The following is a 22,810-nucleotide window of genomic DNA, read 5'->3' as shown; positions in this document are numbered from 1 at the left end:
TCGGGGTTGCGAAGCTGAGAACTTAAGCGCCAGTAAACGGCGGTGGTAACTATAACCATCCTAAGGTAGCGAAATTCCTTGTCGGGTAAGTTCCGACCTGCACGAATGGCGTAACGACTTCTCGACTGTCTCAACCATAGGCCCGGTGAAATTGCACTACGAGTAAAGATGCTCGTTTCGCGCAGCAGGACGGAAAGACCCCGGGACCTTTACTACAGTTTGATATTGGTGTTCGGTTCGGCTTGTGTAGGATAGGTGGGAGACTTTGAAGCCGTGACGCCAGTCATGGTGGAGTCGCCGTTGAAATACCACTCTGGTCGTGCTGGATGTCTAACCTCGGTCCGTGATCCGGATCAGGGACAGTGTCTGATGGGTAGTTTAACTGGGGCGGTTGCCTCCCAAAGGGTAACGGAGGCGCCCAAAGGTTCCCTCAGCCTGGTTGGCAATCAGGTGTTGAGTGTAAGTGCACAAGGGAGCTTGACTGTGAGACCGACGGGTCGAGCAGGGACGAAAGTCGGGACTAGTGATCCGGCGGTGGCTTGTGGAAGCGCCGTCGCTCAACGGATAAAAGGTACCCCGGGGATAACAGGCTGATCTTCCCCAAGAGTCCATATCGACGGGATGGTTTGGCACCTCGATGTCGGCTCGTCGCATCCTGGGGCTGGAGTCGGTCCCAAGGGTTGGGCTGTTCGCCCATTAAAGCGGTACGCGAGCTGGGTTTAGAACGTCGTGAGACAGTTCGGTCCCTATCCGCTGTGCGCGTAGGAATATTGAGAAGGGCTGTCCCTAGTACGAGAGGACCGGGACGGACGAACCTCTGGTGTGCCAGTTGTCCTGCCAAGGGCATGGCTGGTTGGCTACGTTCGGGAGGGATAACCGCTGAAAGCATCTAAGCGGGAAGCCTGCTTCAAGATGAGTATTCCCACCTCCTTGAGAGGGTAAGGCTCCCAGTAGACGACTGGGTTGATAGGCCAGATGTGGAAGCCCGGTAACGGGTGGAGCTGACTGGTACTAATAGGCCGAGGGCTTGTCCTCAGTTGCTCGCGTCCACTGTGTTAGTTCTGAAGTAACGACCGTGTTGTTGCCCGGTTGATATCTTCATAGTGTTTCGGTGGTCATAGCGTTAGGGAAACGCCCGGTTACATTCCGAACCCGGAAGCTAAGCCTTTCAGCGCCGATGGTACTGCAGGGGGGACCCTGTGGGAGAGTAGGACGCCGCCGAACAACCCGCCCTTTTAGCTCAGTCGGTAGAGCGTCTCCATGGTAAGGAGAAGGTCAACGGTTCGATTCCGTTAAAGGGCTCTTGACAAAGTAAGGCCCCCGCCATCAGGCGGGGGCCTTTTTTGTTTTAGGCTCCTTGAATCACCACGTCAGGGGGAGGACGAACATGACGGAAGCCAGCACGCCGGCGGAGGCCGAGTTCGAGAGGGCATGGAAAGAGGAGCGCTACACCCGGGTGGAGCTGCCGCCCGTGGACGTCAATCGCGTTCTCGCGCAGAGGTACACCACGAAGGAACCGCTTGCACTGACCCGGGCCCAGCTGTGGGACATGGAGGTCCGCAAGGCCGGCGACCCCGGAGCCTTCATCCCGTACGTCGTCCGGGAAGGGAGTGCCGCGGCCTGGGTTCCCGGCCGGCCGGGCGCGGAGCTCGGAGACGAATTCGTGCGCCGGTCCGAGCAGAAGCTGTGGCTCCGGCCCGAGGAATACGGACTGGTGCTGGAGGAAGTCTCGCTCAACCACGAGCAGCAGATCGTGACCTTCATCGGGCGGTCCGCATTGGCCGATGCGCAGGGCGAGCCGCTGGCCGCGGACACCCGGCAGCCGGTCTTCCACGTCCAGCACGGCGTCGCCGGCTCCGAGGACCAGCCCGCCAACACCTGGCGGATCGTCCTGCTGACGGAAGCGCACGACGACCGGTTCGTGGAGTTCTTCGACGGCATGGCGGCCGAGGTCTGGCTGCCCGGATTCATCGAGAACTACATCCGCTACGTACTCCGCGTCCCCCTGGAACGGCGCGGCGTCGCCTAGGAGCTTTTGTCCGATGGAGGGGGGTCTCATGTCACGCGATACAACCGCAGCAGAAACGGGGATGAAGGGGATCACGTTCCGTGCCTGGCGCGGCAAGCACTACGTGACCCTGGCTGAGCTTCTGGTTCGCCTCGGCAGCTTCGGCCTGGACCTGACGTGGCGCGTCGAATGCGACGAGATCGTCGATCCTCGCTGCGTCGAGATGGAGAGACGGTCCGCCGGCGCCGGCATGGACACGTTGACGCTGTTGTCGCTGACGACCCCCTTCCTCCAGTTGATCGACGCCGAAGCACATGGGTTCCTCGAGGACAAGCTGGTGCTCGTCCTGACCGAATTCGACAGCTCCTTGTGGGACGTCAGGGCTGCCGACGAGCGCGTACTCAGCGAACTTCGCCACCACTTTCCGGACGCCAGAGACCTCTGAGCAGGGAGGCAGGTCACCCCTAGTCGCCTGATCGCTGTTCCGGGACGCGGAATGCCAGGATTGCCATGTCGTCCGAGGCCGGTTCCGCCGCGAAGCGTTCCACCGCGCGCAGGACGCGGGAGGCGACCGCGCCGGCCGTGAGGCCCGTGCAGGTGGTCAGGACGTCCGTGAGGCCGTCGTCGCCCAGCATGCGGGCGCCCTCGCGGCGTTCCGTCACACCGTCCGTGACGCACAGCAGGACGTCGCCGGGGTCGAGGGTCAGGGTCTGTTCGTACAGGTCGAGGTCGTCGATCACGCCGAGCAGCGGTTGCGGGTCCGCTGCCGGCAGGACCTGGCCGTCCGGGCGGAGCCGCAGGGGCAGCGGATGGCCGGCACAGACCACCTTCATCAGGGCGCCGCCGTCCGGCTGCGGGTGGAGCTCCCCGTACAGCAGGGTGAGGAAGCGGCTGCGGGCGCCCTCGTCGAGGATGGCCGCGTTCAGCCGCTCCAGCACGGCCGGGCCGCCCAGGCCCTCGCGGGCCAGCAGCCGCAGGGCGTGCCGGGCCAGGCCGGTGACCGCGGCTGCCTCCGGGCCGGTACCGCAGACGTCGCCGATGGCGAAGCCGTACGCGCCGTCGCGGATCGGGAAGACGTCGTAGAAGTCGCCGCCGACCTCGTTGCCCTCGCCGGCCGCCCGGTAGATCACCTCGACCTCCATGCCGGGGATCGCGGGGGAGCCGGGCGGCAGCAGGCTGCGCTGGAGGGAGCGGCTGATCGCCGTGCGTTCCGAGTACAGGCGGGCGTTGTCCAGGGCCAGGGCGGCGCGCCGGGAGAGGTCCTCGGCGAGTTCGAGGATCTCCTGGCGGAAGTGCTCCTCGTGCGGTTTGCCGAGGGTGAGCATGCCGATCACTCGGTTGCGGGCGAGAAGTGGCAGGACCACGGTCTCGGCGTGCACCGCGGAGGCTGCCGCCGGCCAGGGCCGGGCGCCGGTCTCGGTCACCGGTTCCGGGGGGTCCACCTGGACCAGGAGCGCCTTGAGGGCGTCGATCCGGTCCTCGTCCTCGTGGAGTACGTACGACAGGTAGGGGTCGGAGGTCTGGTCGGTGATGGTGTAGACGGCGCACCAGGTGGCGAGGGTGGGGACGGTCATCTGGGCCATCAGGGCCAGGGTCTGGTCCCGGTCGAGGGTGCCGGCCAGCAGGTCGGAGGCCTCCACCAGGAAGGACAGCGAGCCTCGGCGCAGCCGTTCCAGCTCGCCGAGGCGGGCGGATTCCACGGCGAGGGCGATCCGGTCGGCGGCGAACTGGAGGCGCAGGGCCTCGTCGTTGGAGTACCGGCCGGGTGTTTCGGCGGCCACCCCGAGCGAGCCGGTGAGGCGGCCCTCCACCTTGAGGGGGACGGTGACCACGGACCGCATGCCGGTGGTGTCCAGGAGGGGGACGGCGCCGGGGACGATGCCGATGTCGTCGTGGACGGCGGGCATCCGGGCGGAGCCGAAGCGGCTGGTGCCGGCTTCCACGGGGACCCGGGCGAACCGCTGGCGGGTGGAGGGGAGGCCGGTGGTGGCGCGGACTTCGAGCTCGGTCTCGTCGTCGGTGGCGAGCAGCAGGAAGGCGGCGTCGGCGTCGAGCATGTCGCGGGCCCGTTCGACGGTCCGCTGGAGGAGTCCGTCGAGGTCGTCGGGGGCGGGGGAGCCGATGAACACCTCGAAGGGGTCCGCCGTCCGCGGTTCGGAGAGCCGGCCGTCCTCGGCGGGGACCCGGGCCGGGCTCTGCAGGACGGCGCGCTCGTCGTCGTGGACCAGCAGGCAGACCGTGGAGGGTTCGCCGTGGGCATCGCGGACCCGCAGGTGGGAGGCGTAGACGGGGATGACCCGGCCGTCCGCGCCGCGGATGCCGTAGCTGCCCTCCCAGCGGGACAGGCCCAGGGCCTCGACGATTCCGGTTCCGGTGCCGGGGGTCTGCGGCCAGGCGGCGAGCTCGGCGAGGGGCCGGCCGAGTGCCTTTTCGGCGGGGTAGCCGAAGACATGCTCGGCGTCCTCGTTCCAGGCGGAGATGGCGCCGGCTCCGTCGATCTGGAGGACGGCCACCCGGACCCGGGTTTCGGCGAGCGGGAGGAGCTGGTCGGGTACCGACCGGCCGGTCCGGCAGGTCGAGGCGGAACCACACGTGTTTGCGGGTGGTGGTGTACTCGACTCCCCAGCGGGTGGCGAGGGCGGCGCACAGCATCAGCCCGCGCCCGCTCTCCCGGTCCGGGTCGGCGTACAGGCGGTCCGGCGGGGCCAGCGGCAGCTCGCGGTCCGGGTAGCGGTCGGCGACCTCCACGCGGACGCCGTCCCCGGCGCGCAGGCACAGTACCTCGGCCCGGGTGCCGGCGTGCACCACCGCGTTGGTGACCAGCTCGCTGGTGAGCACCACCGCGTCGTCGACGATGTCCGCGAAGCCCCAGCCCTGCAGGGTGTCGCGGACGAAGGCGCGGGCCGACGCGACCGAGCGCCCGACGGGATCGAAGCTGGCAGCCGCCCTGGCCGTGATCACGGGACTCCTTACGAGCGGATGGACAGTCGGACGCCAGGTTACTTACCCCGCACCCGGTACGGGCACGGTCGGGGGGGATTCCACTCGCAGGGTGTGGGTGCTGTGCGAAGGTACCGAAGCGTTATGGCCTGGTTGGGCCATGGTGAAACACTGGGCAGGCTTGGATGGGCCGGGCTGCGCGAATGTCGGCGGGCCGGTGGAGCGACGGTCGACCCTTTCGGGAGGGACACGGTGGAGTCTGGCGTAGCGGCGCGACGGACGGGTGCGCGCGCGAAGGGCGGACGGTCCCGGCGGGGTGGGACGACTGAGGTCGACTCCGCGGCGCTGAACCGGCTGCTCGCAGCCCTGGTGTCGATGCGGGACGGGAATTTCCGGAAGCGCCTGACGGTGTCGGGCGACGGGGTGATGGCGGAGATCGCCGCCGTCTACAACGAGGTCGCGGACCGCAATCTGCACCTCAGCGGGGAGCTGTCCCGGGTCCGGCGGATGGTCGGGCGTGAGGGCAAGCTGAGCGAGCGGCTGGAGACCGGGGCCTGTGAGGGCGCCTGGGCGGCTGCGATCGATGCCTCGAACCAGCTGGTGGAGGACCTGGCCAGGCCGGTGTCCGAGGTGGGCCGGGTGCTGTCGGCGGTCGCGGAGGGCGATCTCCAGCAGCGGATGGACCTGCGGACCCAGTCCTCGGACGGGGCGGGGCATCCGCTGCGCGGCGAGTTCCTCAAGGTCGGCCGTACGGTCAACAACCTGGTGGACCAGCTGTCGGCGTTCACCGACGAGGTGACCCGGGTCGCGCTGGAGGTGGGCACCGAGGGCAAGCTCGGCGGTCAGGCCCAGGTGCGCGGAATGTCCGGTTCCTGGAAGGACCTGACCGACTCCGTCAACACCATGGCGTACCGGCTCACCGCTCAGGTGCGTGACATCGCGCTGGTCACCACGGCGGTGGCCAAGGGTGATCTGTCCCGCAAGGTCACCGTGCACGTGGCCGGCGAGATGCTCCAGCTGAAGAACACCGTGAACACGATGGTGGACCAGCTGTCCTCGTTCTCCTCCGAGGTGACCCGGGTGGCCCGCGAGGTGGGCACAGAGGGGGAGCTCGGCGGGCAGGCCCAGGTGCCGGGTGTGGCCGGCGTGTGGAAGGACCTGACCGACTCGGTCAACACGATGGCGGGGAACCTGACCGCCCAGGTGCGGGGGATCGCGCAGGTCACCACGGCCGTGGCGAACGGTGATCTGACCCAGAAGGTCACGGTGAGCGCGCGGGGCGAGGTGGCCCAGCTCGCCGAAACGATCAATCAGATGACGGATACCCTGCGGACCTTCGCGGACGAGGTGACCCGGGTCGCGAGCGAGGTCGGTGCCGAGGGCCTGCTGGGCGGTCAGGCGCAGGTGCCGGGGGCGGCGGGGACCTGGAAGGACCTCACCGACTCGGTGAACACGGTCTTCCGGAACCTCACCACCCAGGTGCGGGACATCGCCCAGGTGACCACGGCGGTGGCCAACGGTGATCTGTCGCAGAAGGTCACGGTGGACGTGGCCGGCGAGATGCTGGAGCTGAAGAACACCGTCAACACGATGGTGGACCAGCTCCAGGCCTTCGGTGCCGAGGTGACCCGGGTGGCCCGGGAGGTCGGTGTCGAGGGCGAGCTGGGCGGTCAGGCGCAGGTGCCGGGGGCGGCGGGGACCTGGAAGGACCTCACCGACTCGGTGAACACGGCGTTCCGGAACCTCACCGGCCAGGTGCGGAACATCGCCCAGGTGACCACGGCGGTGGCCAACGGTGATCTGTCGCAGAAGGTCACGGTGGACGTCTCCGGCGAGATGCTCCAGCTGAAGAACACCGTGAACACGATGGTGGACCAGCTGTCCTCGTTCGCCGACCAGGTGACCCGGATGGCCCGGGACGTGGGTACGGAGGGGCGGCTGGGCGGGCAGGCCCGGGTGGAGGGGGTCTCCGGCACCTGGAAGGAGCTCACCGACTCGGTGAACTTCATGGCCGGCAACCTGACCTCCCAGGTGCGGCAGATCGCTCAGGTGACCACGGCGGTGGCCCGGGGCGACCTCTCCCAGAAGATCGACGTGGATGCGCGCGGCGAGATCCTGGAGCTGAAGAACACCATCAACACGATGGTCGACCAGCTGTCCGCGTTCGCGGAGCAGGTGACCCGGGTGGCCCGGGACGTGGGGACCGAGGGCCGGCTCGGCGGCCAGGCGCAGGTGCCCGGGGTGGCCGGCGTATGGCGTGATCTGACGGACTCGGTGAACGGCATGGCCGGGAACCTGACCTCGCAGGTCCGCAATATCGCCCAGGTGGCGACGGCGGTGGCCCGGGGCGACCTCTCCCAGAAGATCGACGTGGACGCCCGCGGCGAGATCCTGGAGCTGAAGAACACGCTGAACACCATGGTGGACCAGCTGTCGAACTTCGCGGAGCAGGTGACCCGGGTGGCCCGCGAGGTGGGCACCGAGGGGATCCTGGGCGGCCAGGCCGAGGTGAAGGGGGTCTCCGGCACCTGGAAGGACCTCACCCAGTCGGTGAACTTCATGGCCAACAACCTGACCTCGCAGGTGCGGAACATCGCCGAGGTCACCACGGCCGTGGCGACGGGCGATCTGTCGAAGAAGATCACGGTCGATGCCAAGGGCGAGATCCTCGAGCTGGTCACGACCGTGAACACGATGGTGGACCAGCTGTCCTCCTTCGCGGAGCAGGTGACCCGGGTGGCCCGCGAGGTGGGTTCCGAGGGCATTCTGGGCGGTCAGGCCCGGGTGCGCGGGGTCACCGGCATCTGGAAGGACCTGACCGACAACGTCAATCTGATGGCCAACAACCTGACCTCCCAGGTGCGCAACATCTCGCAGGTGTCGGCGGCGGTCGCCAACGGCGATCTGACCAAGAAGGTCACGGTCGAGGCGCGCGGTGAGGTGGCCCAGCTGGCGGACACGGTCAACACGATGGTGAAGACCCTGTCCTCGTTCGCCGACGAGGTGACCCGGGTGGCCCGCGAGGTGGGTACGGAGGGCCGGCTCGGCGGGCAGGCGCATGTGCCCGGGGTCTCGGGGACCTGGAAGGACCTCACCGATTCGGTGAACTTCATGGCCTCGAACCTGACCGGGCAGGTGCGGCAGATCGCCATGGTCACCACCGCCATCGCCAAGGGCGATATGACCAAGAAGATCGACATCGATGCGCGCGGCGAGATCCTGGAGCTCAAGACCACCATCAACACGATGGTGGACCAGCTGTCCTCGTTCGCCGATCAGGTGACGCGGGTGGCCCGGGAGGTGGGTACCGAGGGCATTCTGGGCGGCCAGGCCCGGGTCCGGGACGTGGACGGCACCTGGCGGGACCTGACCGAGTCGGTGAACGAGATGGCCGGGAACCTGACCCGGCAGGTGCGGGCGATCGCGGCCGTGGCCACCGCGGTGACCCGCGGCGATCTCAACCTGAAGATCGATGTGGATGCGGCGGGCGAGATCCAGGTCCTCCAGGACAACATCAACACGATGATCGCGAACCTGCGCGACACCACGCTGGCCAACAAGGAGCAGGACTGGCTCAAGGGCAACCTGGCCCGGATCTCCGGTCTGATGCAGGGCCGCCGGGACCTCGACGACGTGGCCTCGCTGATCATGAGTGAGCTCACCCCGGTGGTCTCGGCGCAGGCCGGCGCGTTCTTCCTGGCGGTGGCGGCCGGCGGTCCCGGCGAACTGGGTGCCGACAGCGCTGCGGACGGCCCGTACGAGCTGCACATGCGCGGCAGCTACGCCTATGCGGGCGACCGGATGCCGACCTCGTTCCGGCCGGGGGAGGGGCTGATCGGGACCGTCGCCGAGGAGAAGCGGACGATCCTGGTCGAGAACACCCCGCCCGGCTATCTGAAGATCTCCTCGGGGCTCGGGGAGGCGCCGCCCGCTCATGTGATCGTGCTGCCGGTGCTCTTCGAGGGGAAGGTGCTCGGTGTGATCGAGCTGGCCTCCTTCCAGCCCTTCACGCAGATCCAGAAGGATTTCCTCAGCCAGATCGCCGAGATGATCGGTACGAGCGTCAACACGATCAGCGTCAACTCCAAGACCGAGGTGCTGCTGAAGCAGTCCCAGGAGATGACCGAGCAACTGCGCGAGCGGTCCGACGAGCTGGAGAACCGTCAGAAGGCGCTGCAGGCCGCCAACGCCGAACTGGAGGAGAAGGCCGAACTGCTGGCCCAGCAGAACCGGGACATCGAGGTGAAGAACACCGAGATCGAGGAGGCCCGGCAGGTGCTGGAGGAGCGCGCCGAGCAGCTCGCGGTCTCGATGCGCTACAAGTCCGAGTTCCTGGCGAACATGTCGCACGAGCTGCGGACCCCGCTCAACTCGCTGCTGATCCTGGCCAAGCTGCTCGCCGACAACGCGGAGGGCAATCTCTCGCCGAAGCAGGTGGAGTTCGCCGAGACCATCCACGGGGCCGGCTCCGACCTGCTCCAGCTGATCAACGACATCCTGGACCTGTCGAAGGTCGAGGCGGGCAAGATGGACGTCTCGCCGACCCGGATCGCCCTGGTCCAGCTGGTGGACTATGTGGAGGCCACGTTCCGGCCGCTGACCGCGGAGAAGGGCCTGGACTTCTCGGTGCGGGTGTCCCCGGAGCTGCCGGCCACCCTGCACACCGACGAGCAGCGGCTGCTCCAGGTGCTGCGCAACCTGCTGTCGAACGCGGTGAAGTTCACCGACAACGGCGCGGTGGAGCTGGTCATCCGGCCGGCCGGGACCGATGTGCCGCAGGCCATCCGGGAGCAGCTGCTGGAGGCCGGCTCGTTGCGGGACCCCGACGGGGACCTGATCGCCTTCTCGGTGACCGACACCGGGATCGGGATCGCGGCGAGCAAGATGCTCGTGATCTTCGAGGCGTTCAAGCAGGCTGACGGCACCACGAGCCGGAAGTACGGCGGGACCGGTCTGGGGCTGTCGATCAGCCGGGAGATCGCCCGGCTGCTGGGCGGCGAGATCCACGCGGCCAGTGAGCCCGGCCGCGGGTCCACCTTCACCCTGTACCTCCCGCTGCACCCGAGCGAGCTGCCGCCGCAGGGGTATGCGCCGCCCGCCCCGGGCGGCCGGGGCGACCTGTACCGGCGGCCGGCCGCGGCGGCGCCCGCGCTGCCGCAGGCTCCGGCCGCGGCCCTGCCGGCGGATGCGGCGGGTCCGGCTCCGGTGCCGGCGGCTCAGGTGCAGCCGGGCGGTGCCGAGGGGGCGGGTCACGGGTCCTCGGCGCTGTTCCGGCGGCGCCGGAAGGCGCTGAACGATGCCCGGCCGCGGCCGGAGGTGCCGGGTCAGCCGGGATACCCGGGACAGCCCGGTCAGCCGGGGCAGTATGGGCAGTCGTCGTCGGAGGACTGGCTGGTGCCGGAGGAGCTGCCGACGCCTCCGCGGGCGTATGCGTTCCGCGGTGAGAAGGTGCTGATCGTCGACGACGACGTGCGCAATGTGTTCGCGCTGACCAGCGTGCTGGAGCAGCACGGGCTCGCCGTGCTGTATGCGGAGAACGGGCGCGAGGGCATCGAGGTGCTGGAACAGCACGACGATGTGACGGTGGTCCTGATGGACATCATGATGCCGGAGATGGACGGTTATGCGACGACGGCGGCGATCCGGCGGATGCCGCAGTTCGAGGGGTTGCCGATCATCGCGCTCACCGCGAAGGCGATGAAGGGGGACCGGGAGAAGGCCATCGATTCCGGTGCGACCGACTATGTGACCAAGCCGGTGGACCCCGACTTCCTGCTGTCCGTCATGGAGCAGCACATGCGGGCGAAATGATCCACCGGCAAGGGACGGATTCCACGGCGCAGACGGGGAACCTTCGGGTCTCCCGCCGCGTTTCCGCTACGTGCACAGTGACATCTTGGTGACAGGGTGTGGCGATCTCGGGACTGGGGCTACGATGACCGGCACAAGGACGGGCCGGGGAGGCCCCATGCCGGGGCGAGGAGGACAGGGCATGGTGCAGAAGGCCAAGATCCTCCTGGTCGACGACCGGCCGGAGAATCTGCTGGCGCTGGAGGCCATCCTCTCCGCGCTCGATCAGACACTGGTCCGGGCGTCGTCGGGGGAGGAAGCGCTCAAGGCGCTGCTGACGGATGACTTCGCGGTCATCCTGCTGGACGTGCAGATGCCCGGGATGGACGGGTTCGAGACCGCCGCACACATCAAGCGGCGGGAGCGGACCCGCGACATTCCGATCATCTTCCTGACGGCGATCAACCACGGTCCGCACCACACCTTCCGGGGCTATGCCGCGGGGGCGGTGGACTACATCTCCAAGCCCTTCGATCCGTGGGTGCTGCGGGCGAAGGTCTCGGTGTTCGTGGACCTGTACACGAAGAACTGCCAACTGCGTGAGCAGGCGGCCCTGCTGAGGCTGCAGCTGGACGGCAGCGGCTCCAACGGAGTGGAGAGCAAGGAGGCCGCCGGCCTGCTGGCCGAGCTCTCGGCGCGGCTGGCCGCGGTCGAGGAGCAGGCCGAGGCGCTCACCAAGCAGCTCGGCGAGGAAGCGGCCGAGGCATCGGTGGTGGCCACCGCGGCCCATCTGGAGCGCAAACTCACCGGACTGCGGCGGGCGCTGGACGCGCTGGAGCCCGGCGCGGGCGGTGGCGCGGCGGTGCTTCCGGCCCAGACCTGAGCGGCCCAGACCTGAGCGGGCCGGGCCGGGACGGGAGTCCCGGCCCGGTGCCTCGGGTGCCGGCCCGGCAGGTGAGTGGGCGTCAGCTCTGGGCGTACGTCAAAATGCCCGCCCCGAGCCCGACACGAACGGGTGAAGGGGTGGGCACGCGTGTCCACCGGCGTGCGCACCGGTAACCTCGCTCCCATGGCCTCACGTACGTCCGGCAAGGGTTCCCAGAGCACGGCGGGCACCGCAAGGGCCCGCACCGGCCGTACGACGGCGCCGGCCAAGAAGGCGGCCCCCGCGCGCAAACCGCCCGCGAAGAAGGCGGCGCCCGCGAAGCGCGCGCCGGCGAAAAAGGCCGCGCCCAAGCCGGCCCCGTCCCCGACCAACGGGGTGCTCCGGCTGGTGCGCGCGCTGTGGCTCGGTCTCGCGCACGCGATCGGCGCGGTGTTCCGGAGCATGGGCCGCGGAGCGAAGAACCTCGATCCCGCGCACCGCAAGGACGGCCTCGCGCTGCTCCTGCTCGGTCTCGCGCTGATCGTCGCCGCCGGCACCTGGTCCAATCTGCACGGTCCGGTCGGCGACCTGGTCACCATGCTGATCACGGGTGCCTTCGGGCGGCTCGACCTGCTGGTGCCCGTCCTGCTCGGGGTCATGGCGGTACGTTTCATCCGGCACCCCGACCAGGCCGACGCCAACGGCCGCATCGTGATCGGCCTGTCCGCACTGGTGATCGGAGTGCTCGGGCAGGTCCACATCGCCTGTGGGGCGCCCGGGCGCGGTGAGGGCACCGCCGCCATGCAGGACGCCGGCGGGCTCATCGGCTGGGCCGCCTCCAAACCGCTGATCTTCACCATGGGTGCGCCGCTGGCCGTGCCCATGCTGGTGCTGCTCACCGTCTTCGGCCTGCTGGTGGTCACCGCCACCCCGGTCAATGCCATCCCGCAGCGGCTGCGACGGCTCGGCATCCGGCTGGGCATCGTCCAGCCGAACGAATACGACGAACTGCCCGCCGGGGCAGGGGAGGAACCGCTGGACCGCCGGGACCGGCACGATGCCGACCAGTGGCGGGCCCGTACCGGGCGCGGCCGGGCCGCCACCGCGGCCGACGAGGAAGCCGAGCCGGACGCTGCGGCCGAACAGGAGGCGCTCGCCCGCCGCCGCCGGCCCCGGCGCGGCTCGGTGCAGCCCCCGCTGGACCGCGAGATGGACGCCGTGGATGTCGCCGCGGCGGCTGCCGCCGCGCTGGACGGGGCCGTCCTGGGCGGCATGCCCCCGTCCCCGCTGGTCGCCGACCTCACCCAGGGCATCGCCGGCGGCCGGGGCGAGGCGGAGACCACCGCGCCGGTGCCCCCGGCCCGTGCGGAGACGCCCGTTCCGCCGGTGCCCGCCGCTCCGCCCACCGCGGGCACCGCCGACGGAGCCGGCAGCTTCAGCGTCCCCGACCTCACCAAGGCCCCGCCTGAGGCGGCCCCGCCGCTGCCGCCCCGGGCCGAACAGCTCCAGCTGCGCGGGGACATCACGTACGCACTGCCCTCGCTGGACCTGCTGGAGCGCGGCGGCCCCGGGAAGACCCGCAGCGCCGCCAACGACGCCGTCGTCGCCTCCCTGCGGAACGTGTTCGACGAGTTCAAGGTCGACGCGGACGTCACCGGCTTCACCCGGGGGCCGACGGTCACCCGGTACGAGGTCACCCTGGGCGCGGCGGTCAAGGTCGAGCGGATCATCGCGCTGACCAAGAACATCGCGTACGCCGTGGCCAGCCCCGACGTACGGATCATCAGCCCGATCCCCGGCAAGTCGGCGGTGGGCATCGAAATCCCGAACACCGACCGCGAGATGGTCAACCTGGGCGATGTGCTGCGCCTGGCGGACTCGGCCGAGGACGACCATCCGATGCTGGTGGCGCTCGGCAAGGACGTCGAGGGCGGCTATGTGATGGCCAACCTGGCGAAGATGCCGCATGTGCTGGTGGCCGGCGCCACCGGCTCCGGAAAGTCCTCCTGCATCAACTGCCTGATCACCTCGATCATGGTGCGGGCCACCCCGGAGGACGTGCGGATGGTGCTGGTCGACCCCAAGCGGGTCGAACTGACGGCCTACGAGGGCATTCCGCATCTGATCACGCCGATCATCACCAACCCCAAACGGGCCGCCGAGGCCCTCCAGTGGGTCGTCAAGGAGATGGACCTCCGGTACGACGACCTGGCCGCCTTCGGCTACCGGCACATCGACGACTTCAACAAGGCCATCCGGGACGGCAAGATCAAACTGCCGGAGGGCAGTGAGCGGGAGCTGAACCCGTACCCGTACCTGCTGGTCATCGTCGACGAGCTGGCCGACCTCATGATGGTCGCCCCGCGCGACGTCGAGGACTCGATCGTGCGGATCACCCAGCTGGCCCGCGCGGCCGGCATCCACCTGGTGCTCGCCACCCAGCGGCCCTCGGTGGACGTGGTCACCGGCCTGATCAAGGCCAACGTGCCCTCGCGGCTGGCCTTCGCCACCTCCTCGCTCGCCGACAGCCGCGTCATCCTCGACCAGCCCGGAGCCGAGAAGCTCATCGGCAAGGGCGACGGCCTGTTCCTCCCGATGGGCGCGAACAAGCCGGTCCGGCTCCAGGGCGCGTTCGTCACCGAGGAGGAGATCTCCGGGATCGTCCGGCACTGCAAGGAGCAGATGGCGCCGGTCTTCCGGGACGACGTCACGGTCGGGCAGAAGCAGAAGAAGGAGATCGACGAGGAGATCGGCGACGACCTCGACCTGCTCTGCCAGGCCGCCGAGCTCGTGGTCTCCACCCAGTTCGGTTCCACTTCCATGCTCCAGCGCAAGCTCCGGGTGGGCTTCGCCAAGGCCGGCCGGCTGATGGACCTCATGGAGTCCAGAGGCGTGGTCGGCCCCAGCGAGGGGTCCAAAGCACGCGATGTGCTGGTGAAACCGGACGAGCTGGACGGCGTGCTCGCGGTGATCCGGGGGGAGTCTCACCCGTAAGGGATCGGCGGGCAACCGTTTCCCCCGGGCCCGCGTCAAGTTGAGGAAGGGGAGGGTCACCCCATCGCCATACGGATGGCGTACGGAGTGCACCCTCCGGTTGCTCCACCCTTTCGTCACCCCCCTAGACTGGACATCCAGCAGGTGGCTACACGCTCGAAAGGCGCCCTCGTGTCCATCGGCAACTCCAACTCCCCCGAAGACGACCAGCCTTCGACCGCGGAAACGCGGCCGGACGACGGACCGTCCATCGGCCGGACCATCCAGCAGGCCCGGATCGCCGCCGGGCTCACCGTCGACGAGGTCAGCTCCATCACGCGCGTGCGCACTCCGATCGTGCACGGGATCGAGCAGGACGACTTCACCCGCTGCGGCGGCGATGTCTACGCCCGCGGCCACATCCGTACGATCGCCCGCGCCGTCGACCTCGATCCGGCCCCGCTGGTGGACGCCTACGACGCTGCGCACGGCGGCCGGCCGGCTCCCACCCCGGCGGCGCCGCTGTTCGAGGCGGAGCGGATCCGTCCCGAACGCCAGCGGCCGAACTGGACCGCCGCCATGGTCGCGGCCATCGTCGCCGTGATCGGGTTCGTCGGCTTCACCGCCTTCAGCGGCGGCGAGGACAACGCCAAGCGGCCGGTGGCCGAGGGCACCGTCTCGCCCAAGCCGGCGCCCGCACAGACCGGCAAGGTGATCACCCAGACCCCGCAGCTCCCGCCGCCCCCGAAGGCCCCCGCCCCCAAGCCGGAGCCCTCGGACGGCGCCATCGCGGCTGCGCCCAAGGACCTGGTGACCGTGGTCCTGACGGCCAACGACGGGGAAAGCTGGATCTCGGCGAAGGACTCCACCGGCCGCTCGCTGTTCGACGGCATGGTCGAACAGGGCGACTCCAAGACCTTCACGGACAAGGAATCCATCGATCTCGTACTCGGCGACGCCGGGGCCGTCCAGCTGTTCGTGAACGGCAAGGAGATCAAGGACGACTTCCAGCCGGGGCAGGTGGAACGGCTCACCTACACCAAGGACGACCAGCGCCAGGGCCAGGCCCAGGCGGGCTGACCGCCCCTGAACAGGCAATTCCGGATCCCCGGGGCACAACGGCGGCGCCTGCCGTCCGCCCCGGGGATCCGGGCGTACGGGACGCGCGGCGGGTGCCGGGGCGCGGACGAAGTAGTCTTGAGTCCATGCCCGAACGCCGTACCGTCGCCCTTGTCACTCTTGGCTGCGCCCGTAACGAGGTGGACTCGGAGGAGCTCGCAGGCCGCTTGGCGGCGGATGGCTGGGAGCTCGTCGAGGACGCCGCCGAAGCGGACGTCGCCGTCGTCAACACCTGTGGCTTTGTCGAAGCCGCCAAAAAGGACTCCGTAGACGCCCTGCTGGAAGCCAACGATCTCAAGGATCACGGCAAGACCCAGGCCGTCGTCGCCGTCGGCTGCATGGCCGAGCGCTACGGCAAGGAGCTGGCCGAAGCCCTCCCCGAGGCCGACGGAGTCCTCGGCTTCGACGACTACGCCGACATCTCCGACCGCCTCCAGACCATCCTGAACGGCGGCATCCACGCCTCCCACACCCCGCGCGACCGGCGCAAGCTGCTGCCGATCAGCCCGGCGGACCGCCAGGCGGCCCCCGAGGTCGCGCTGCCCGGCCACGCCCAGGAGCCGGTGGCGCCCGCGCCCGCCGACCTCCCCGAAGGCCTCGCCCCCGCCTCCGGCCCGCGCAGCCCCCTGCGCCGCCGGCTGGACAAGAGCCCCGTGGCCTCGGTGAAGCTGGCCTCCGGCTGCGACCGCCGCTGCTCCTTCTGCGCCATCCCCTCCTTCCGCGGCTCCTTCATCTCGCGCCGCCCCAGCGACGTGCTGGGCGAGACGCGCTGGCTGGCCGAGCAGGGCGTCAAGGAGGTCATGCTGGTCTCCGAGAACAACACCTCGTACGGCAAGGACCTCGGCGACATCCGGCTGCTGGAGACCCTGCTGCCGGAACTGGCCGCGGTCGAGGGCATCGAGCGGGTCCGGGTCAGCTACCTCCAGCCCGCCGAGATGCGCCCCGGGCTGATCGACGTACTGACCTCCACCCCCAAGGTGGTGCCGTACTTCGACCTGTCCTTCCAGCACTCCGCCCCCGACGTGCTGCGCGCCATGCGCCGCTTCGGCGACACCGACCGGTTCCTGGAGCTGCTGGACACCATCCGGGCAAAGGCCCCGCAGGCCGGTGTGCGGTCCAACTTCATCGTGGGCTTCCCCGGTGAGACCGAGTCCGACTTCGCCGAGCTGGAGCGTTTCCTCACCCACGCACGGCTCGATGCGATCGGCGTCTTCGGCTACTCCGACGAGGAGGGCACCGAGGCCGTGGGCTACGAGCACAAGCTCGACGAGGAGGTCATCGCCGAGCGGCTCGCCCATATGCAGCGGCTCGCCGAGGAGCTGACCTCGCAGCGCGCCGAGGAGCGGATCGGGGAGACTCTGGAGGTACTCGTCGAGTCAGTGGAAGCGGTCGACGAGGACGGCGACGGGGCCTACGGCCGGGCGGCCCACCAGGCTCCCGAGACCGACGGCCAGGTGGTCTTCACGGACAGCACCGGGCTGGTCCCCGGCCGTATGGTCATGGCGAAGGTGGTCGGCACCCTGGGCGTGGACCTGGTCGCCGAGCCGCTGGGCCTGGAGGAGTTCGAGGAGGCGGCCGGATGACCGGAGTCCCGGCTTCAGCGGCGGGCGGGGCCGGCCGGCGGCCGGGCACGGCGCCCGGCGGCAAGCTGGGGGCTGCGGCCGTCGACCAGGCGAGCCTGTGGAACATCGCCAACATCCTGACGATGGTCCGGCTCGTGCTGGTGCCGGGATTTGTCCTGCTCCTGCTGGCCGAGGGGGGCTACGACCCGGTCTGGCGGGCGTGGGCCTGGGCGGCCTTCGCGGTGGCGATGATCACGGACGTGTTCGACGGGCATCTGGCGCGTACGTACAACCTGGTCACGGACTTCGGGAAGATCGCCGATCCGATCGCCGACAAAGCGATCATGGGCTCGGCCCTGGTATGCCTGTCCTGGCTCGGTGACCTGCCCTGGTGGGTGACCGGTGTGATCCTGGGCCGGGAGCTCGGCATCACCCTGCTCCGCTTCTGGGTGATCCGGTACGGGGTGATCCCGGCCAGCCGGGGCGGAAAGCTGAAGACCCTGGCCCAGGGCGTGGCCGTGGGGATGTACGTGCTCGCCCTGACCGGCCCGCTGGCCACCTTCCGCTTCTGGGTGATGGCGGTCGCCGTGCTGCTGACGGTCGTCACGGGTCTGGACTACGTACGGCAGGCCGTGCTGCTCCGCCGCCGGGGAATCGCCGCGGAGCGAGCCGCGAGGTGACATACGGGGCCGCGGACTCGAAAGTGACCGGAGCGGCGGTCGACGCCGCCTCGCTCGCGGCGGAGGCCCTCCGACTCCTTGCGGAGAGTGACGGAACCATTGCGGTCGCGGAATCGTTGACCGGAGGGATGGTGGCCGCAGAACTCACCGCCGTCCCGGGTGCCTCCCGGTCTTTCCGCGGCTCCGTCACGGCGTACGCCACCGAGCTCAAGCACTCCCTGCTCGGTGTGGACGCAGAGCTGCTCGCCACGCACGGAGCGGTGAATCCGCAGGTCGCAGCCCAGATGGCGGCGGGTGTGCGGAAGGCGCTGGGGGCGGACTGGGGGATCGCGACGACCGGTGTGGCCGGTCCGACCCCGCAGGACGGGCAGCCGGTGGGCACGGTGTTCGTGGCCGTGGCGGGTCCGGAGAGCGGGAAAACCGCCCGGCTGCGGTTGAACGGCTCCCGTGCGGAAATCCGTAGGGAGAGTGTACGGACAGTGCTCGAACTGCTCTCGAGCGAACTCCGCGCGAATGTGCGGGGGCAGGATACGGAACAGAACGGGGGGATTTGATGTTTGCAGCCCTGAGTGAACACGACATCGCTCCCCGCACGGCCGCGGCGCGAGGCGGTACGGTGGGGCGTGAAGGATGCGGCTACACGGTCAGAGGAGGGAGCCACCGATGATTCTGCTCCGTCGCCTGCTGGGTGACGTGCTGCGTCGGCAGCGCCAGCGCCAGGGCCGTACTCTGCGCGAAGTCTCCTCGTCCGCCCGAGTTTCGCTCGGCTATCTCTCCGAGGTGGAGCGGGGGCAGAAGGAGGCATCCTCCGAGCTGCTCTCTGCGATCTGCGACGCGCTGGACGTACGGATGTCCGAGCTGATGCGCGAAGTCAGCGACGAACTGTCGCTCGCCGAGCTGGCGCAGTCGGCCGCGGCAAGCGAACCGGTACCGGCGCCGGTACGCCCGATGCTCAACTCGGTCTCCGTGACTTCGGTCGCGGGTGGACCGCCGGAGCGGGTGACCATCAAGGCGCCTGCGGAAGCGGTGAACGTCGTAGCCGCGTGAGTGCGTGAGTGTGGCCGGAGCCCCGGCCGGGTGCGGATGTGATGCCGCCCCGGCCGGGGCTCCGTGCTGTTCTGGGTGCGGCTGCTGGCTGCGGCTGTTCTGGGTGCGCGGCGGCAGGGGGTACGGGAGGATGGGCGCGTCCGGGTCCCGCCCCGCTGGGAGGCAGCCGTGCCGCGCTTGCTCATACCCCTGGTCCTGGCGGCCGGGACGCTGTGGTGGTGGGCCGTACTGAAGCTGGCGCTGGCGCCTGCGGCGTCCGGGCCGGTGGAGGGGGTGGTGGCGGTGGGCGGCTGGGGGCTGAGCCTGCTGCCCGTGCACTGCACCCGGCGGGGGATCACCAGGGCATCGCGACTCCGCCGTTCGGCCGCAGAATCTGGCCCGTCATAAAGGACGAGGCGTCCGAGGCGAGGTACAGCACGGCCTGGGCGATGTCCTCGGGCTCCCCGACCCGGCGGAGCGGGGCCATCCGGATCATCAGGGCCTCGGCCTGCTCCTGGGCCGCGGCGCCGTGCCGGCCGGTCATGGGGGTGCGGATCCAGCCCGGGGCGACGGCGTTGACGCGGATGCCCTGCGGGCCGGTCTCGGCGGCCAGGGTCTTGGTCAGCTGGACCACGGCGGCCTTGGCGGCGCTGTAGCAGAAGAGCCCGGGGCCGGCGGTGTCGACCGCGCCGGAGGCCATGGTGACGATGGAGCCGGGGGTGCCGGCCGCCAGCATGGCCCGGGCCGACTCCTGGCAGGCGTACAGCACGCCCTTGAAGTTCACGTCGAGCACCCGGTCGAGGTCCTCGTCGAGGGTGTCCACCACGCTGCTGGTGTGCATGATCCCGGCGATCGCGGCGGTGATGTCGAGCCGGCCGGCGGCGGACACGGCGGCCCTGACGGCGGCCCGGTCGGTGACATCGAGGGGGTGGGCGACGGCCGCGCCGCCCTTGTCGGTGATCAGCGCGACGGTCTCGGCCAGCCCTCCCTCGTCGCGGTCGGCGCAGTGGACGGTGGCGCCGGCCTCCGCGAGGAGCCGGGCGGAGGCCCGTCCGATGCCGCTCGCGGCGCCCGTGATCAGCGCGGTGCGGCCGGTGAGGTCGTACGAGGCGATGGGCATGACCGGGACGGTACGACCGGATCTGACGGCCCGTCAACGGTTGTGGTCGCGGTCGTCGCCGTCGTCGCCGTCGTCGCGGTCGTGGTTGTGGTCGGGTGCGGCCTCGTGTACCTGCCAGGAGGTGACCAGGCCGTCGCGGACCCGGGCGGTCCAGCGGGCGGGGCCGTCGAGCAGAAGTGCGGAGCAGGAGGAGCGGCCGGTGGCCGTGACCTCGCCGCCCCGGGCGGAGACGGCGGTGAAGACGTTCCGGTAGTCGGGGAAGGCGGCGAAGAATCCCGCCCAAGCCTGCAGACAGTCCGCTTTGCCGGTGAGGGTGGACCCGGCGGTGTCGGTGAAGGTGTGGTCCTCGGACATCAGGTCCGCCAGGCCGTCGAGGTCCCGGGCGTTGATCCGGTCGTTGAACCGGGTGACCACGGTCGTTGCCTGGGGCTGGTCGGAGGTCGGGCCGGACTGGCAGCGGGGGCACCAGTAGGTGGGACGGCCGTCCTGTTCGGCGCGGCGGACGGGGGCTCCGCAGCGCAGGCAGGGGCGGTGTTCGCGGCCGTAGACGAAGTGGTCGGGGCCGCTGCGCCGGCCGGTGGTGTTGCGGCGGCGGTCCTTGTTGGCTTCCAGCAGCCGGTGGGCTGCCGCTGCCAGCCGCAGCGGGTCGGGGGCGGCGCCGACCGGGGTCCAGGGGGTGACCTGGGCCAGGAAGCAGAGCTCGCACTTGTACACGTTCCCGATGCCGGCCAGGTTGCGCTGGTCGAGGAGGGCCTCGCCGAGGGGGCGGGCGGGATCGGCGCGGAGGTTGGCGGCGGCCCGCTCCGGGTCCCAGTCCGGGCCCAGCAGGTCGGGACCGAGATGGCCGACGGCCTTCGCCTCGTCGGAGGTGCGCAGCAGCTCCAGGACGGGGAGGCGGTAGCCGACGGCGGTATGGCGGTCGGTGCCGAGGATCGCCCGGATCTCGTGCTCCGGACCGCCGCGCCAGCGCTCGCCCGGGGCGAAGACGTGCCAGGCGCCGTCCATCCGGAGATGGCTGTGCAGGGTGAGGCCGCCGTCGATCCGGGCGAGGAGGTGCTTGCCGCGCGGGGTGACGTCCTGGACCCGCCGGCCGGTGAGATCGGCGGTGGCGAACCGGGGCACCCGCAGGTCGCTGCGGGTGAGGATCTCGCCGGCCAGGGCGGTGTGCAGCCGCCGGGCCGCCCGCCAGACGCTGTCTCCTTCGGGCATGGCTCCATTGTCCGCCCGGGCGGGAGGCCCGGCGGGGCTACACCGGGCCGCAGCCCAGGGCCTGGTGCAGGATCGCGAGGACGTCCTCGCGTCGGGGCGGGGCCGGGGCGGTCAGGGCGTGCAGGCACAGGCCCGTCATCAGCGGGGGGATCATCGCGGAGGCGACCGGGCCGACCAGGGGGGTCAGCGCCTCGATGCTCGCCTGGGCGGGCAGGCTCGCGGCCGGGCGGAGTCCGGGGCGGCGCAGGGCGGCGACATGGAGCTCGTACTCCACCACCGCGGCGGTGCGGCCCTCGCCCAGGCAGGCCATCACGCTGTCGGCCAGCGATTCGGCGATCTGCTCCGGGGTGGCGGCGGAGTTGTCCGCCGCCCACCGGCGGACGTACGCGGCGAACCGCTCGGAGGCCCGTTCCAGGGCGGCGTGGATCAGGGCCTCGCGGTCGGCGAAGTGGTACGTGGTCGAGCTCAGGGAGACATCGGCGCGCTCGGCGATCGCCCGGTGGGTCAGCCCCTCCAGACCGCGCTCGGCGATCAGCTCCTCCGCCACCTCGGCGATCCGCTCACGCCGGTTGGGGTCGTGCCTGCGTGTCCGCCGTCGCGGGGCGGCCTCCTCGTGCGTTGCTGCGTGCGTCTCTGCGTGCATGAAGTCAGCCTCCCATAGATTTATTGGTACGGACGTCCGTACTGATGTTAGGGTGGAGGAGTTGCCGGGGGGACCGACTGGAGAGAGAGTCACATGACAAGCGCACACCCCGGAGAGACGGCATGAAGATCGCAGTCCTCGGCACCGGCGGCGGAGGCCGCGCGCACGCCGCCAAACTGCTGGAACTCGGGCACGAGGTCGTCGTGGGCACCCGCGACTCGCAGGTCACTCTCGGCCGTACCGAACCCGACTTCATGGGCATCGAGCCCTTCGGCCAGTGGCTCGCCGACTACCCCGGCATCGAGCTCATGAACTTCGGCGATGCCGCCGGGAACGCCGAATTCGTCATCAACGGCATCGACGGCGCCAACGCGCTGCGGGTCCTCACCGACATCGGCGGGCACCTGGCCGGCAAGACCGTCATGGACTACGCCGTCCCCTTCATCTACAACCCCCAGCAGGCCCACCCGTGGCCCACCCCCTGGGGGGTCATGCCGGCCCTCGACCCGGTGGACTCCGACAGCCTGGGCGAGCGGATCCAGCGCGCCCTGCCGGAGGCCAAGGTGGTCAAGGCCTGCGTCACCCAGGAACAGGACACCGTCGTCAACCCGCAGCGGATCGGCGGCGGAGACCACACGATCTTCATCGCGGGCGAGCACGCCGATGCCAAGGAGCAGGTCACCGGGTTGCTGCGGTCCTATGGCTGGCAGGACATCCTGGACCTCGGGCCGCTGGTCTCGGCCCGGGGCATGGAGATGTACTCCCATATGCACAGCGCCATCCAGTTCGCACTCGGCGGGCAGTTCGGCATCAAGGTGGTGCGCGGCCCGGCCACCTGACACGGCGCCGCGCCGGTCCGGTCCGGCCGCGGCCGG

15 protein-coding genes, 1 tRNA gene, 2 rRNA genes and 1 pseudogene (1 of these 19 only partly in view) are annotated in these 22,810 nt (G+C 70.0%); 14 read left to right on the top strand and 5 right to left on the bottom strand.

Annotated elements, in window-relative coordinates; genetic code table 11:
* The 5 genes from DEJ50_RS08960 to DEJ50_RS08940 form a co-directional block, all read left to right on the top strand.
* A 23S ribosomal RNA gene (locus tag DEJ50_RS08960) occupies positions 1–1,035 on the top strand (it extends 2,089 nt beyond the left edge of the window).
* Positions 1,036–1,107: 72 nt separating this feature from the next.
* A 5S ribosomal RNA gene (rrf, locus tag DEJ50_RS08955) occupies positions 1,108–1,224 on the top strand.
* 5 nt (positions 1,225–1,229) lie between these two features.
* Positions 1,230–1,302: transfer RNA gene (locus DEJ50_RS08950), tRNA-Thr, on the top strand.
* An 85-nt stretch (positions 1,303–1,387) separates the two neighbouring features.
* The gene (locus tag DEJ50_RS08945) at positions 1,388–2,029 is read left to right on the top strand and encodes a hypothetical protein (protein ID WP_150207040.1); all 642 of its coding nucleotides are present in this window, start codon (positions 1,388–1,390) and stop codon (positions 2,027–2,029) included.
* 28 nt (positions 2,030–2,057) lie between these two features.
* A complete protein-coding gene (locus DEJ50_RS08940; protein ID WP_223837675.1) occupies positions 2,058–2,453 on the top strand; it encodes a hypothetical protein in 396 nt (131 codons plus the stop codon).
* 19 nt (positions 2,454–2,472) lie between these two features.
* Here the strand turns inward: DEJ50_RS08940 and DEJ50_RS08935 are convergent, their stop codons facing one another.
* Positions 2,473–4,521, bottom strand: coding sequence for a SpoIIE family protein phosphatase (locus tag DEJ50_RS08935; protein ID WP_411757589.1), 2,049 nt, complete (start codon positions 4,519–4,521; stop codon positions 2,473–2,475).
* A 127-nt stretch (positions 4,522–4,648) separates the two neighbouring features.
* Positions 4,649–4,969, bottom strand: a pseudogene (locus DEJ50_RS35580) (ATP-binding protein); the annotation flags it as partial.
* A gap of 231 nt (positions 4,970–5,200) precedes the next feature.
* Here DEJ50_RS35580 and DEJ50_RS08930 point away from each other — a divergent pair.
* From DEJ50_RS08930 to DEJ50_RS08895, 8 genes are all read left to right on the top strand, one after another.
* Positions 5,201–10,759: a HAMP domain-containing protein gene (locus DEJ50_RS08930; protein ID WP_190344374.1), complete on the top strand. Its 5,559-nt coding sequence runs from the start codon at positions 5,201–5,203 to the stop codon at positions 10,757–10,759.
* A gap of 181 nt (positions 10,760–10,940) precedes the next feature.
* The gene (locus DEJ50_RS08925; protein ID WP_150207039.1) at positions 10,941–11,621 is read left to right on the top strand and encodes a response regulator; all 681 of its coding nucleotides are present in this window, start codon (positions 10,941–10,943) and stop codon (positions 11,619–11,621) included.
* Between the two features lie 186 nt (positions 11,622–11,807).
* On the top strand, positions 11,808–14,597 hold the full coding sequence (locus tag DEJ50_RS08920; RefSeq protein WP_150207038.1) for a DNA translocase FtsK: 2,790 nt from the start codon (positions 11,808–11,810) through the stop codon (positions 14,595–14,597).
* A 171-nt stretch (positions 14,598–14,768) separates the two neighbouring features.
* A complete protein-coding gene (locus tag DEJ50_RS08915) occupies positions 14,769–15,656 on the top strand; it encodes a RodZ domain-containing protein (protein WP_150207037.1) in 888 nt (295 codons plus the stop codon).
* 125 nt (positions 15,657–15,781) lie between these two features.
* Positions 15,782–17,278: a 30S ribosomal protein S12 methylthiotransferase RimO gene (gene rimO, locus DEJ50_RS08910; protein WP_150207036.1), complete on the top strand. Its 1,497-nt coding sequence runs from the start codon at positions 15,782–15,784 to the stop codon at positions 17,276–17,278.
* Complete coding sequence (gene pgsA / locus DEJ50_RS08905; protein WP_150207035.1) at positions 17,275–17,937, top strand: CDP-diacylglycerol--glycerol-3-phosphate 3-phosphatidyltransferase; 663 nt, start codon at positions 17,275–17,277, stop codon at positions 17,935–17,937. The genes rimO and pgsA overlap by 4 nt, the downstream gene beginning before the upstream one ends.
* A 23-nt stretch (positions 17,938–17,960) precedes the next feature.
* Entirely contained in the window at positions 17,961–18,491 is a 531-nt protein-coding gene (locus DEJ50_RS08900) for a CinA family protein (RefSeq protein ID WP_150207034.1), read from the top strand.
* 109 nt (positions 18,492–18,600) lie between these two features.
* On the top strand, positions 18,601–18,984 hold the full coding sequence (locus tag DEJ50_RS08895) for a helix-turn-helix domain-containing protein (protein ID WP_150207033.1): 384 nt from the start codon (positions 18,601–18,603) through the stop codon (positions 18,982–18,984).
* A gap of 334 nt (positions 18,985–19,318) precedes the next feature.
* Here the strand turns inward: DEJ50_RS08895 and DEJ50_RS08885 are convergent, their stop codons facing one another.
* From DEJ50_RS08885 to DEJ50_RS08875, 3 genes are read right to left on the bottom strand one after another with little or no spacing between them, the layout of a single operon-like run.
* Positions 19,319–20,083 (bottom strand): SDR family NAD(P)-dependent oxidoreductase, encoded by a 765-nt coding sequence (locus DEJ50_RS08885; protein ID WP_150207031.1) that lies wholly within the window; start codon positions 20,081–20,083, stop codon positions 19,319–19,321.
* Positions 20,084–20,116: 33 nt separating this feature from the next.
* Complete coding sequence (locus tag DEJ50_RS08880; protein ID WP_190344373.1) at positions 20,117–21,292, bottom strand: nuclear transport factor 2 family protein; 1,176 nt, start codon at positions 21,290–21,292, stop codon at positions 20,117–20,119.
* 37 nt (positions 21,293–21,329) lie between these two features.
* Positions 21,330–21,935: a TetR/AcrR family transcriptional regulator gene (locus DEJ50_RS08875; RefSeq protein WP_150207030.1), complete on the bottom strand. Its 606-nt coding sequence runs from the start codon at positions 21,933–21,935 to the stop codon at positions 21,330–21,332.
* A gap of 122 nt (positions 21,936–22,057) precedes the next feature.
* Here DEJ50_RS08875 and DEJ50_RS08870 point away from each other — a divergent pair, with 122 nt between their 5' ends.
* On the top strand, positions 22,058–22,774 hold the full coding sequence (locus tag DEJ50_RS08870; protein ID WP_150207029.1) for an NADPH-dependent F420 reductase: 717 nt from the start codon (positions 22,058–22,060) through the stop codon (positions 22,772–22,774).
* The last annotated feature ends 36 nt before the right edge of the window (positions 22,775–22,810 follow it).

The organism is Streptomyces venezuelae (assembly GCF_008642295.1).
Lineage (GTDB): Bacteria > Actinomycetota > Actinomycetes > Streptomycetales > Streptomycetaceae > Streptomyces > Streptomyces venezuelae_C.
Note: the sequence above shows the minus strand (reverse complement) of the source record. Positions and strands in the feature narration are given on the sequence as shown.

Coding starts and splice junctions, on each gene's coding strand:
- DEJ50_RS08875 (WP_150207030.1), bottom strand. CDS start 21,935: ATGCACGCAGAGACGCACGCAGCAACGCACGAGGAGGCCGCCCCGCGA.
- pgsA (WP_150207035.1), top strand. CDS start 17,275: ATGACCGGAGTCCCGGCTTCAGCGGCGGGCGGGGCCGGCCGGCGGCCG.
- DEJ50_RS08895 (WP_150207033.1), top strand. CDS start 18,601: ATGATTCTGCTCCGTCGCCTGCTGGGTGACGTGCTGCGTCGGCAGCGC.
- DEJ50_RS08940 (WP_223837675.1), top strand. CDS start 2,058: ATGTCACGCGATACAACCGCAGCAGAAACGGGGATGAAGGGGATCACG.
- DEJ50_RS08880 (WP_190344373.1), bottom strand. CDS start 21,292: ATGCCCGAAGGAGACAGCGTCTGGCGGGCGGCCCGGCGGCTGCACACC.
- DEJ50_RS08945 (WP_150207040.1), top strand. CDS start 1,388: ATGACGGAAGCCAGCACGCCGGCGGAGGCCGAGTTCGAGAGGGCATGG.
- DEJ50_RS08870 (WP_150207029.1), top strand. CDS start 22,058: ATGAAGATCGCAGTCCTCGGCACCGGCGGCGGAGGCCGCGCGCACGCC.
- DEJ50_RS08885 (WP_150207031.1), bottom strand. CDS start 20,083: ATGCCCATCGCCTCGTACGACCTCACCGGCCGCACCGCGCTGATCACG.
- DEJ50_RS08920 (WP_150207038.1), top strand. CDS start 11,808: ATGGCCTCACGTACGTCCGGCAAGGGTTCCCAGAGCACGGCGGGCACC.
- rimO (WP_150207036.1), top strand. CDS start 15,782: ATGCCCGAACGCCGTACCGTCGCCCTTGTCACTCTTGGCTGCGCCCGT.
- DEJ50_RS08925 (WP_150207039.1), top strand. CDS start 10,941: ATGGTGCAGAAGGCCAAGATCCTCCTGGTCGACGACCGGCCGGAGAAT.